The 12,675-nt window shown below is 58.5% G+C and carries 8 protein-coding genes; 4 read left to right on the top strand and 4 right to left on the bottom strand.

Annotation, left to right across the window (positions count from 1 at the left end; genetic code table 11):
* Position 1 precedes the first annotated feature (1 nt).
* The gene (locus AB1724_18640) at positions 2-2,641 is read right to left on the bottom strand and encodes a response regulator (GenBank protein MEW6079832.1); all 2,640 of its coding nucleotides are present in this window, start codon (positions 2,639-2,641) and stop codon (positions 2-4) included.
* A gap of 151 nt (positions 2,642-2,792) precedes the next feature.
* On the opposite strand from AB1724_18640, the gene AB1724_18645 reads away from it, so the two are divergent.
* From AB1724_18645 to AB1724_18655, 3 genes are read left to right on the top strand one after another with little or no spacing between them, the layout of a single operon-like run.
* Entirely contained in the window at positions 2,793-4,058 is a 1,266-nt protein-coding gene (locus AB1724_18645) for a saccharopine dehydrogenase NADP-binding domain-containing protein (protein ID MEW6079833.1), read from the top strand.
* Between the two features lie 5 nt (positions 4,059-4,063).
* Complete coding sequence (locus AB1724_18650; GenBank protein MEW6079834.1) at positions 4,064-5,638, top strand: FGGY-family carbohydrate kinase; 1,575 nt, start codon at positions 4,064-4,066, stop codon at positions 5,636-5,638.
* Positions 5,635-6,264: a TetR/AcrR family transcriptional regulator gene (locus AB1724_18655; GenBank protein ID MEW6079835.1), complete on the top strand. Its 630-nt coding sequence runs from the start codon at positions 5,635-5,637 to the stop codon at positions 6,262-6,264. Before AB1724_18650 ends, AB1724_18655 begins: the two co-directional genes overlap by 4 nt.
* Before the next feature lies 1 nt (position 6,265).
* Here the strand turns inward: AB1724_18655 and AB1724_18660 are convergent, their stop codons facing one another.
* The 3 genes from AB1724_18660 to AB1724_18670 form a co-directional block, all read right to left on the bottom strand.
* The gene (locus AB1724_18660) at positions 6,266-7,057 is read right to left on the bottom strand and encodes a DUF169 domain-containing protein (GenBank protein ID MEW6079836.1); all 792 of its coding nucleotides are present in this window, start codon (positions 7,055-7,057) and stop codon (positions 6,266-6,268) included.
* An 11-nt stretch (positions 7,058-7,068) separates the two neighbouring features.
* Complete coding sequence (locus AB1724_18665) at positions 7,069-8,352, bottom strand: methyl-accepting chemotaxis protein (GenBank protein MEW6079837.1); 1,284 nt, start codon at positions 8,350-8,352, stop codon at positions 7,069-7,071.
* 85 nt (positions 8,353-8,437) lie between these two features.
* Positions 8,438-10,702 (bottom strand): Tex family protein, encoded by a 2,265-nt coding sequence (locus AB1724_18670; GenBank protein MEW6079838.1) that lies wholly within the window; start codon positions 10,700-10,702, stop codon positions 8,438-8,440.
* Positions 10,703-11,367: 665 nt separating this feature from the next.
* Between AB1724_18670 and AB1724_18675 the strand changes: the two genes are divergently transcribed.
* A complete protein-coding gene (locus AB1724_18675; GenBank protein ID MEW6079839.1) occupies positions 11,368-12,642 on the top strand; it encodes a hypothetical protein in 1,275 nt (424 codons plus the stop codon).
* Positions 12,643-12,675 lie beyond the last annotated feature (33 nt).

Raw genomic sequence — 12,675 nt, forward strand, 5'->3', positions numbered from 1 at the left:
GTCAAATGGGGATATACTTGGAAACGACATTATACAGATGTTCCAGGCGGAATGGCTTGGCAATGTAGTCGTTCATGCCGGCCGCGATAAATCGCTCCCGATCACCGGTCATGGCGTGAGCGGTCATGGCGATAATGGGGACATGATTGTTTCTGATCTTTGATCCCGGGTCCCGTATTATGGCGGTAGCCGTGATACCGTCCATCTTCGGCATCTGCTCATCCATCAGAACGACATCAAACAGCTCCATTTCCAGTATCCGGACCGCTTCCTGGCCGTTGGTCGCGACCCGGACCTGGAAACCGAATTTTTCAAGAATACGGGTCGCCAGCATCTGATTGACCGGGTTGTCTTCCACGATCAGAATCCGATGGGACGAATGATCCGTAGCCCCCTGGATGGTCGGCACCGCCGCTTTAGCCGAAATGTCCTCCGGCTCTTTCCCGCCGACATCTCCCAGGGTCGCCATAAGGCAGTTAAAAAGATGGGAGCGTTTGATCGGCCGGGTCAGCAGGAGGGTTAAACTGTCACCTTCGGCCATGTCCTGAGCGGACTCTTCCGGCAGAGCAATCAGGGCCACATGCGTTTTGCTGATGATGGGGGTGGACCGGATCTGCTTCTGGAGGGAATGTCCGTCCGACTGGCCGTTGGTATATCCGATGACGACCAGGTGATACGGACGGTCTGCCTTGGCGGCCTGGATCATCTCGGATAGCGCCTCCGCCCCGCCGGCGGCATTATGGAAACGGCAGTCCCACGACATCAGATAACTCGCCAGAACTTTCATTTCGTTGACATTGTCGGACACCAGCAGGATATGCCTGCCGCGGATGGCGTCCGGCAGCAGTTCCCGCCGGATCTGGTCCTCCCGCTGTTTCTCCAGCTCGACGGTGAACCAGAAAGTGGAACCCCGCCCCTCCTCGCTTTCCACGCATATCTCTCCGCCCATCATTTCCACCAGTTGCCTGGAGATGGCCAGGCCCAGGCCGGTACCCCCGTATTCCCGGGTAGTGGAGGAATCGACCTGCGAAAACGGCTGGAAAAGAAGGCTGAGCCGGTTGGCGGGGATGCCGATGCCCGTGTCGGTAACCGTGATTTTCAGCCTGGCGTTGGCCTCGGTTTCGTCAACCAGTCCGACATGAATCGCCACATCACCCCGGTCCGTAAACTTGATGGCGTTTCCGGCCAGGTTGATCAGGATCTGCTTCAACCGGTGAGGATCGCCCTTGAGATAAATGGGCACTTCCGGATCAATGCTGTAAAACAGATCCAGCTGCTTCTGGTAAGCCTTTAAGGCCAGCATTTCGCCGGTGGTCTCAACGGTATTGATGATATCAAAGTCGATCTTTTCGATCGTCAGTTTGCCGGCTTCGATCTTGGAAAAATCGAGAATGTCATCGATGATCAGCAGCAGCAGATCGGCGCTCTGCTGAATGATTTCGGCGAACTCCCGCTGTTCCCTGTCCAGGTCCGAGTTCAGCAGCAGCCGGACCATGCCGATGATCCCGTTCATGGGGGTCCGTATCTCGTGGCTCATATTGGCCAGGAACTCGCTTTTGGTCCGGGCCGCCTGCTCGGCGTCCTCCTTGGCCTGTCGCAGCTCCTTTTCGTGTTCCTTCTGTCCTGAAATATCCCTGGCGATATAAACCAGCCGCAGGGGCCTGTTGTCGCTGGTTCGGATGACACCGGCGGTCATCATGGTCGGGAAGATCGAGCCGTCCTTTTTCTGGTGGCCCACCTCCCGGGAACCGGCCCCTTTTACCCGCGCTTCCTCGTGATAAGGGATAAACTCCTGCCGGTACTGTTCTTCGGAATGAAAAAAGGAGATGTGAACGCCGGCCAGTTCTTCGGGTTCAAAACCGTGCATTTCAGCCCAGGCCCGATTGACAAACTGCAGGGCTCCGTTCACATCAGCCACCACAATCCCGTCCCGGGACTGTTCCATGGCTTTTTCCAGCATGAGGGTCTTGCCCAGAGGCCGGATAATGGAACGATTGATAATCAGTGACGTGAATATAACCGCCACCGTTAAAACCAGGATAAAGATAATCAGGTTGAGGTAGCGCTGATGCTTGCTGATTTTCCGGATGGAAGCCAGTTCATCGTTCAATTCCCGCGAAAAGGAACCTGCCAACCGTGACAGATCGGACCGAACCATGTCTTTTTCCCGGGAAAGCTGGCGGGCGGTTTCATTCATCACCTCCGTCAGCGCCGCTTGCGCGTTGGTGCGGGACATATGACTCAACAGCAGGGGATAAAACTCCCGGGCCCTCTCCGTGAAAGCGCTCCACTCCCTCCGGATAGCGGCTACTTCCTCAATTTTCCCGGCATTCGTGTCCTGACGGCCGGCGATCTGAGACAGGGATTTATCTACCTGCCCGGCCTGATTGTCGGCCGAGGTAAAATAGAGAGATTCGCCCATCATGATGGCTTCCTGGTAAATCTTGACCTGCTCGTCAAAAGCCGCCAGCGCGGTCTGGCTGTCTCTGGCGGCCGGATACAGGTATTCGGAAACCCTTGCCAGGCGGTATTCCGTCTGCCGCCCCAGATAAAACCCGAGGGAGATGGAGATAAAATACCCCAGCACCAGAAGGCTCAAGCTTAACCAGATTTTTGTGGAAACCGTAAATTGTCTTTTCATCGTAACCGGGAAATAAGATTATCAATTAATATAACATTTCAATATAAGGAAAACAAATTACTAAAATCCCAAAATTTTCTTGACATCCCCATTTCACTGAACTATGTTAAATTTAACTTTGTTAAATTTTTAACCTTCAGGAGAAAGCAACATGGCAAAAGTAATCGTATTAGGCGGATGCGGAGCGGTCGGCCGGGTGGTGGTGAAAACCCTGGCCGCGGATGAAACTTTTGATTCTATCGTCATCGGCGACATTGACCTGGACACGGCCCGGTCCCTGGCCGCGGGCATAAAGACCAAACCGGTTTCGGCCACGGCCGTCAACGCCCTGGAGCCGGAGACCGTGCGACAGGCCATCACCGGCTGCGACCTGGTGGTCAACTGCGTGGGCCCTTTTTACAAGACGGTCATGCCCATCGTCGAGACGGTCATCGCAAGCGGCATCAACTACCTGGATATCTGCGATGACGTGGACGTCACCGGCGATCTGCTGGCCATGAGCGGCCGGGCGGAGAAGGCCGGCATCACCATGGTCATCGGCATGGGCAATTCCCCCGGCGCCACCAACCTGCTGGCCAAGCTGGCGGCCGACCACCTGCTGGACGAGACCGAGGCCGTGGACATCTTCCACGCCCACGGCGGCGAAAGTTTTGAAGGCAAGGGCGTCATCGGCCACCGCTTTCACTGCATGTCCATCGATATCCCCATGTACCTGGACGGCCGGCTGCAATACGTGAAATTTTTCGAGCCGGACGGCATGGCCCTGCGGCGGACTTTTGATTTCCCGATCCTGGGCAGCGGCATCATGGTCTATCCCTACCCCCATCCGGAACAGGTCACCCTGCCCCAATATCTCAAGGTGAAACAGGTCACCAACCGCGGCACCATCCTGCCGGCCGCCTATTATCAGTTGACCATGGATGTCTGCCGGCTGGGCATGGCCGACCGGACCCCCCTGGACATGGACGGGGTCAAGGTCAGCCCCTATGATTTTGCCGCCTCCTTCCTGATCCGGGAGCGGGAAAGAATCCTGAAAGAAACCGCCTTCGGTAACCAGAAAGGCTGCACCTCCACGGTGGTCACCGGAAAAAAGGAAGGCCGCCGCCAGGAACTGCGTTTCCACATGGCCTCGGATTCCCAGGCCCTGGGAGAAGGCACCGGCATTCCCGCGGCCCTGGGCGCCATCCTGCTGCAGCAGGGCAAAATCACCCGCCAGGGAATCTTCCCGCCCGAGGCCGGCATCAATCCCCTGGATTTTGTTTCGCTGATCCCGGGTGTTCTTTCGAAAAACCGGGCCGAGTCCCCGTCCAAAAGCGAGCAGCTCATCATCGACATCATCGACGAAGACGGCCAAAAAACCACCATGGACATGCTGGCGGCGGCAAGCCTGCTGACGGCGGCCAAAAAACAAGGCTGACCACTATGACCCGGGAGAAATATATTCTGGCCGTGGATCACGGTACATCCGGTATCAAGACCGCGCTGATTTCGGTCTTCGGCCGGGTGGTGGATTTCACCTTTGAAAAAACCGCCCTTCATTTTCTTCCCGGCGGGGGAGTGGAGCAGGATCCCGGAGAGTGGTGGCAGGCGGTGCTGAACACTTCCGCCCGGCTGACGGGTTCCGGCAAGGTGGACAAAACCGACATCGTGGCCGTGTCGGTGTCCAGCACCTTTTCCAGCACCGTGGCCGTGGACCGGGAGGGCCGCCCCCTGGCCAACGCCATCACCTGGATGGACACCCGGGGCGGGCCTTATGTCAAGAAGGCCATGGCCGGGTTCCCCAGCTTCGACGGCTACGGCGTTATCCGGGCCCTGCGCTGGGTGAACCGGACCGGCGGCGCCCCGACCCTGTCGGGCAAGGACGATATCGGCCATGTCCTGCTCATCCGGAACGAATTTCCGGAGATCTACGAGCGGACCTACATGTTCCTGCCCAGCAAGGACTTTCTCAACCTGAAGCTGACCGGCGAATTCGCCGCCACCTTCGACTCCATCCACCTGTTCTGGGTGACCGACATCCGCGACATCAACAACGTCCGTTACGACGACCGGCTGATCCGGGACTTCGGCATCGATCGCGACAAGCTGCCGCCGCTGGTGGCCGCCACCGACATCCTCGGTGCCGTCACCGACGAAAACGCCGACCGCATGGGTCTGCCCCGGGGCACGCCGGTAGTGGCCGGTTCTCCGGACCACCAGTCGGCGCTTATCGGCTCCGGGGCGGTGGCCGATTTCGCCGGCCACCTCTACATCGGCACTTCCTCCTGGGTGCAGTGCGTCGTTCCCTTCAAAAAGACCGACGTGCTCCATTCGGTGGCTTCCTTCCCCACCGCCATCCCCGGCAAATACCAGTCCGTCAACGAACAGGACATTGCCGGTGAAGCCCTGGATTTCTTCGTGGAGCAATTTTACGCCGGCCACGCCGGGGGGAAAACCGGGCCGGACGTTTACCGCCACATCAACGAACTGGCGGCCGGGGCGCCGGCCGGCAGCGGCAAACTGATCTTCACCCCCTGGCTCAACGGTGAACGCACGCCGGTGGACAACGAAACCATCCGGGGCGGCCTGTTCAACCTGTCCCAGACCGCCACCGCCGGCCATATCATCCGCGCGGTCATGGAGGGCGTGGCCTACAACAACCGCTGGAGCCTGACCTACGTGGAACGGTTCATCGGCCGGAAGCTGGACCCTCTCAACATCATCGGCGGCGGCGCCAAATCCGACCTGTGGTGCCGGATATTCGCCGACGTGCTGAACCGGGACATCCGCAAGGTCAAAGAGCCCATGATGGCCAATGCCCGGGGCGCGGCCTTTATCGCCGCCGTGGCCCTGGGCCATATCCGGTTTGACGATATCCCCGGACTGGTGGTTTTTGACGAAACCTATCATCCCCGCCCGGAGAACCGGGAGATTTATGACACCCTGTACGGGCAGTTCCTGCGCCTGTACCGGGTCCACAAGAAAATCTGCCGAACCCTCAACAAGGTCAGCCCATGAGAACGCCCCGCGACCCCGAAGAAATAGAGCGAATCCGCAACGTCATCCTGGACCAGGCCCTGGACATCATCATCCGGGAGGGGTTGGACGATCTGACCATGCGCAACCTGGCCGGCCGGGTGGGCATGACCGCCCCCAACATCTACAACTATTATTCGGGTAAAGACGAAATTTACCTGTCCCTGGTGGTCAAGGGGTTTGAAATGCTGCACGCGGCCCTGGGAAAGGCCCGGGGCGGACACCGGAATAGAAAGGCCCGGGCCCGGGCCATGATCGAGGCCTATATCCGGTTCGGCATCGACCACTCCCGCTATTACGACATCATGTTTGTCCTGCCGACACCCAAGCACGACGACTACCGGGGCACGCCCCACGAGCAGCTTTCCGCAACCGAATTGCGGATCTCCATGGAGATCGCCGCCATGGCCGCGGACATGATCCGGGAGATGGTCGATAAAGAAACGGATGACAGCACCGTCCTCCGCCGCCTGATCCAGGTCTGGAGCCTGCTGCACGGCATGGTCAGCCTGCACAACAGCAAGGTGGCCGCTTACGTGGCCGAAGACCTGCCCGAAATCTACCGCCGAACGGCGGATGAACTGATCAGCCTGACCGGGCGAATGTGAGTTACGCTTCTTTACCGGGTTCTTTCTTAAAGACGATCAGCGGACAGTTCTTGCAGATGTCCGCGCCGGGGAACCCGTCGCCGGGGCGCGTGATGGCGCCGCTGCCGCACTCATCGATCCGCTCCTTCAGCCGCAGGCAAACCGCCGCGATGGCGGAACCGGGGATGATAACGTTGATTTCGCCCCGTTCGGTCTTGCCGGCGTTATAGGCGCCGGAACAGGACGGCAGCATGTTGAATTCCCGGTTAAGGAAACTCCAGATGTTCCCCCCGCAGGCCGAGGAATTCATGGTGATGTTGCCGCGCAGCGGATGGGTGTCCGTGGCCGCCATGTAATCCACGGCCAGGTGGTAGGCCTGCATGTTGTCGCAGTAGAAATGGACGGTGTCGGGCCCGCCGAAGACATCCGCTTTGGCCAGGGGGGCCACGGCGATGCCGATCAGGCCTTCGGTCATGCGGGCCTTGGTCCGGATAAAGCGCTCGGCCTGTTCCAGGGATTTCGTGTATTTGGCCTGGCCCTTGATTTCGCCCTCGTCCAGTTCCTTCCAGCCGAAATTGTACTGGGCGTTGCCGCACCCCAGGTGCTTCTTCTCGCCGTAGACGATCCGGCCCTGCATCCGGGCCGCGATCTCCCACTGGCAGAACGTCAGCGGCTTGACCGGTGAATGGTATTCATCGGCCTTTTCCTTAAAAGCGTCGACCCGGGACTGGTCAAAAAAAAATTTAACCGCTATGGGATAATGATAAAGCCGCAACTCCTCCATCAGCATCCGCTGCATTTCCTGATATGTCATGCGGAATCCTTTCACACCTCGAACTTGCTTACCAGTTGCGTCATCTTTTCGCTCATCAGGGACAGTTTCCCGGCGCTTTCCCGGACCGACTCCCCGGCCGCGCTGACATCGTCCACCGCCTGCCCCAGGTCGGACATATCGGTCACCATCTGCCGGGAGAGGCCGGCCGATTCCATCACCTTGCGGTTGACGTCCGAAGCGCCGCGATTGATCTCTTCCACGTTCCGGGCGATGTCCTTGGTGGAGATGTTCTGCTCTTCGATGGAAGCGGCGATGGACGAAACCACCTCGTCCACCTTGCGGATGACATCGTTAATCTGACCGATATCACTAATGGTTTCCATCCGGACCCGGGCCATGGCCGTGAGTTTCTGGCGGATGCCTTCCACCGCCTCCTGGGTCTGATTGGCCAGTTGTTTGACCTCATCGGCGACAACGGCAAAGCCTTTGCCGTAAGCACCCGCCCGGGCCGCTTCGATGGTGGCGTTCAAGGCCAGCAGCTTGGTCTGGTCGACAATCTCGTTGATGGTGTCGATAATCGTGTTGGCCTCCTGGGCGCTGGACTCCAGCCGCTGAATATTTTCAGCGGCTCTTCCGGTCTGGGACACGGCCTGGCTGGAAATACCCCGGGCCAGTTCGGTATTGCGGGCGATTTCCCCCACGGTCACGCTCATCCCTTCGATCGACATGGAAATCAGGTTTAACCGCTTGGCCGACTGCTCGGCCGATTGCGAGACCGTCGCCATGCTTTCATTCATTTCCTTTGAAGCCGCCGATACGTTGGCGGACTGTGCTTTCATCTGCATGGAATTGGTCTGGAGCTGTCCGGATTTATCCACCAGCACATCCACGGTGCCGGTCAGAATGCCGATGTTCTGAACGATATCGGATACGATCCGGCTCAGGTCCTGGTAGGTGCCGTAAATGCTGTGAGACAGTTCCCCCAGCTCGTTCTCCGAGGCAAAGGCGCTGGTATCGATGCCGCTGTCCTTGAGCCGTCCCTCGGAGATGGCGTTGCTGATGGCGACTATGGCCTTGAGCGGCTGATGAATTCTCCGCCGGATCCGCTGCAGCATGAGGAAAAAAACCATTATGCCAAATGGAATAATCCCGAAGATACTTTCCCAGCGCGTCACATAAAAGACATAGGTGACCAGCGAGGATATCGCCCCGCCCATGACAATGGAATTGCCGATGGTGGTGACAATGGTTTTCTTGTACGCCAGCCGGACCATGATCACGGCGACCACGGTGGCGGTCCCCGCGCACAGCAGGTACGTCACATGCGGATTCATCTTGCAGCCCCTCTCCTCTTATCCGGTGAATTCAATTTTGAATCGGAAATAATAGCGAAACCGGGAGGATATGTCAATATACGGCTCAGGACAGGCCGCTTTTGCGCAGGGCGTCGGCCAGAGGCGAGTTGAAGGCGGTTTCTTTCTTTACCTTTTTGCCGGCGGGATTCGTTCGGCCCGGAGCCGGGGATTTGCGGGGCGGCTGGGCGGCGTTGTCCCCGGTCGGGGCCGCCGCCGACTTCATGGACAGGGCGATCCGTTTGCGGTCCCGGTCCACCTCCAGGACCGTAACCATGACCCGTTGCTGGACGGAGACCACATCCGCCGGAGACTTGACGAACCGGTCGGCCATTTCGCTGATATGGACCAGCCCGTCCTGGTGCACGCCGATATCCACGAATGCTCCGAAGGCCGTGATGTTGGTGACGACGCCCGGCAGCCGCATGCCCGGCCGGACATCGTCGATGGTGTTGACGCCTTCGGTAAAAGAGACCGCCTCGAAGGTACGGCGCGGGTCCCGGCCGGGCTTGGCCAGTTCCGCCATGATGTCGGTCAGGGTGGGCATGCCCACGGTGTCGGTGACGTAGGCGGCCAGATCGATCCGCCGGCGCAGGTCCGGATCCCGCATGAGATCGGCCACCCGGGCGCCCAGGTCCCGGGCCATGGCCTCGACGATGGGGTAGCTCTCCGGGTGGACGGCGCTGGCGTCCAGGGGATTGGCGGCATCGGGTATCCGCAGGAACCCGGCGCACTGTTCAAAGGTCTTGGGGCCGATCCGCGGGACTTCTTTCAGCGTCTCCCGGGACGGGAACGGGCCATTGGCCTCCCGCCAGGCGACGATATTTTTGGCGATGGCGGCGTTCAGGCCGGAAACATAGGTCAGCAGTTGGGCGCTGGCCCGGTTCAGATCGACCCCCACGCCGTTGACGCAACTGACCACCACGTCGTCCAGGGCCTGCTTGAGTTCCGTCTGGTTGACGTCGTGCTGGTACTGCCCCACCCCGATGGACTTGGGATCGATCTTGACCAGTTCGGCCAGCGGGTCCATGAGCCGCCGGGCGATGGAGACGCTGCCCCGGACGGTGATGTCATGATCCGGGAATTCCTCCCGGGCGACCTCGGACGCTGAATAGATGGAAGCGCCGCTTTCATTGACCATGATGACCTGGACCGGCCGGGAAAAGGAAATGGAACGGACAAAGGACTCGGTCTCCCGGCCGGCGGTGCCGTTGCCCACGGCAATGGCCTCCACTTCAAACTGATCGCACAGGGCTTTGACCCGTCCGGCCGCGTCCTGGAGACCGCCTTCGGAAAAATGCGGGAAAACCGTGTCCCAGTGGAGAAGCTTGCCCTGGCGGTCCAGGCAGACCACCTTGCAGCCGGTCCGGAACCCGGGATCGATGCCCATGACCCGCCTGGCGCCCAGGGGCGGGGCCAGCAAAAGCTGGCGCAGGTTTTCGGCGAATATGCGGATGGCCTCGGTGTCGGCCTTTTTCTTGGCCTGAAGGCGGGTCTCGGTTTCCATGGACACGGACAGAAGCCGCTTGTAGGCGTCCCGCACGGCCATGGCCACCTGGGCGGCGTCTTCGGTTTCGCCCCGGACAAACAGCCGGTCCAGGATGGCGACGGCGGCCGTTTCATCAGGAGTGATGGACAGGATCAGGAACTCCTCCTTTTCTCCTCGCCGCATGGCCAGCATGCGGTGGGACGGCACATCCTTCAGCGGTTCCTTCCAGTCGAAATAATCCCGGTACTTGGCCCCTTCCGTCTCCTTGCCGGCGATGACCCGGCACGATACGGTGGAGGTGTTGAAAAACAGTTCCCGCAGGCCGGCCCGGGCGGCATCATCCTCATTGACCATCTCGGCGATGATGTCCCGGGCACCGGCCAGGGCCTCGTCCACGGAGGCGACCCCTTTTTCCGGATCGACAAACGGTTCCGCCGCCGCCCGGGGATCCAGCCCCTTCTGCTCCAGGATGGCCAGGGCCAGGGGTTCCAGTCCTTTTTCCCGGGCCATGACCCCGCGGGTCCGGCGCTTGGGTTTATAAGGAAGGTAGATATCCTCCAGCACCGCCAGGGTGTCCGCGGCCAGAACGCGCTGTTTCAACTCGTCGGTAAGATGGCCGTGCTTTTCCAGGGAGTCTAAAACGGTCTGCCGCCGGTCGTTCAATTCTTTGAGCTGATGAAGCGTGTCGCGGATGTCCGCCACCGCCACTTCATCCAGGCTGCCGGTGGCTTCCTTGCGGTAACGGGCGATAAACGGGATGGTCGCGCCCTCCTCCAGCAGGGCAGCCACGGCCTGGACCTGTTTCAGGTCGATTCCCAGGGCCTGGGCGGTTGCTGAGATCATTTGCGGCTCCTTATTTCGTCAATTATAAAAATCGGCATTAAGCACTTCCGGGGGATTATACACAGGCAGACCGGGATGTCCATACCCGGTTTAACCAGTTTCCATCCATAAATGGCCTTTTTTCGCAATCTCTGCGTCAAACTGCGGGGCTTTCTGTGCGGCGTACGAAAAGTACGCCTCCGCAAAACCCCTTGTTTTCCTTGACCTTGCGCAATCCCGCCATGGCGGGACTGGATTGGAAACGGTTCAGTGTCCCTTTTCATAGCCTTGGATGGACACTAAACCATGATGACGACGGGCCTGAAAATCCGTCACCCGTATCGCGCCAACCGCCCAATATTTCAGGAATCAATCCGATTTTTCAGGACATTGTGGTATCGTCCCTACCGGACGGACAGTATTCCCGCCAGGCGAAGAAAACATTTAATATTATGAAATTATTAGCAATAAATTAAAAAATCAGCGATTTTATTTTTCGGCACATTATTCGCAACAGCACTGATATTCATGGGTTTTCACGCCACAAAACGTTCAGCAGGAAAGGATTATGCTGACCCGCTCCGTTTTCTTGCAACCGGCATAAATGTATGGTAACCATGAAATTACATTTTAATTTATATAAAGCCCGTCAACCGAGTCCCTCTGAAAAAATCAGGAGAAAAAAAATGAAAAAGCTGGGAACCCTTTTCATCGCCGTCTTGATTACCCTGTCGACCGTGCCGATCGGAGCAACGGAAATGAAAATGTCCGACGTTTTAAACAGCATTCAGATTCACGGCTTCGTCAGCCAGGGGTTCATGCAGTCCAACCATGACCAGGATTTTCTTATCACGGACTCCCACAAGGGATCATTTGAATTTAACGAAATGGCCATCAATTTTTCGTCCCAACTGTTTGACGATCTTTCCCTGGGCATGCAGCTTTTCGGTTATGACCTGGGCGAAAACGGCAACGACGAGGTTGACGTGGACTGGGCCTTCGGCGATTATGCCTTCAGGGATTACCTGGGATTCCGGGGCGGAATGATGAAGATCCCCTTCGGACTTTACAATGAAACCCGGAAACTGGATATGGTTCACACCAGCATCCTGCTGCCCACCAGCGTTTATCCGGAATGGTTCCGGGAGTCCTTCAGCCGGATCAAGGGGGGCGGCATTTACGGGGAACTTCCCGGCGGCTTTTCCTACCAGGCGCTGGCGGGGACGTCTCCCTTTGAGGAAGAAGGTGGCCTTGCCGACGCTTTTGAATCCCTCATGGCGGACCTGGGCATGCAAGTCACCGGATCGGACCAGGAATATACCTACACCGGACAACTGCAGTGGGAATCCCCCTTCGGGTTAAAACTCAGCGCCAGCATGTTTTCCATGAACGACCCCGAAATCACAATGGCCACCGACCTGCCCCTGCCGCCTGAATTTACCGGCGGTCTCGGCCTGACCACGCCGCTCCGGGCCGATGTTGAATTCGAACCGTTTGAGGTCCGGGTCCTGTCCGCCGAATACATGGCCAAACGCCTCACCCTGGCCGCCGAGTATATTGAGTACGACCTTGATTTCACCATCAACATCAGTTCCGTCATGGATCCGGCCACCTTCGCCCTGTTCCCCATTCCGCCGCGGATCGACATCGACACCACCATGCAGGGGTATTACGGCGGAGCCGCTTACCGGCTGCTGGACCGTCTGGAAGTCGGCGCCTATTACTCGGAGTTGTACTATGACAAGCACGACAAGGATGGTGATGATTTTGTCCAGACCTATCCCGATAAGCCCAAATGGGGGGCCTGGCTCAAGGACATCTGCCTGTCCGCCCGCTACGACTTTACCCGGAACTGGTGCGCCAAGGTCGAGGGGCACATCATGGACGGCACCTTCATGGCCCTGGAAGACGTGGCCAGGAACTGGAACCTCTATGCTGCCAAGGTCACCTACAGTTTTTAAACGCAATTTTGTTCGCGTACGCGATATATCGTC

The sequence above is a fragment of the Thermodesulfobacteriota bacterium genome (assembly GCA_040753795.1).
In the GTDB taxonomy this organism is placed as follows: Bacteria; Desulfobacterota; Desulfobacteria; order Desulfobacterales; family Desulfosudaceae; genus JBFMDX01.

Excerpts from the sequence above, each read along its gene's own strand:
- AB1724_18640 (MEW6079832.1), bottom strand. The coding sequence starts at position 2,641 with ATGAAAAGACAATTTACGGTTTCCACAAAAATCTGGTTAAGCTTGAGC.
- AB1724_18645 (MEW6079833.1), top strand. The coding sequence starts at position 2,793 with ATGGCAAAAGTAATCGTATTAGGCGGATGCGGAGCGGTCGGCCGGGTG.
- AB1724_18650 (MEW6079834.1), top strand. The coding sequence starts at position 4,064 with ATGACCCGGGAGAAATATATTCTGGCCGTGGATCACGGTACATCCGGT.
- AB1724_18655 (MEW6079835.1), top strand. The coding sequence starts at position 5,635 with ATGAGAACGCCCCGCGACCCCGAAGAAATAGAGCGAATCCGCAACGTC.
- AB1724_18660 (MEW6079836.1), bottom strand. The coding sequence starts at position 7,057 with ATGACATATCAGGAAATGCAGCGGATGCTGATGGAGGAGTTGCGGCTT.
- AB1724_18665 (MEW6079837.1), bottom strand. The coding sequence starts at position 8,352 with ATGAATCCGCATGTGACGTACCTGCTGTGCGCGGGGACCGCCACCGTG.
- AB1724_18670 (MEW6079838.1), bottom strand. The coding sequence starts at position 10,702 with ATGATCTCAGCAACCGCCCAGGCCCTGGGAATCGACCTGAAACAGGTC.
- AB1724_18675 (MEW6079839.1), top strand. The coding sequence starts at position 11,368 with ATGAAAAAGCTGGGAACCCTTTTCATCGCCGTCTTGATTACCCTGTCG.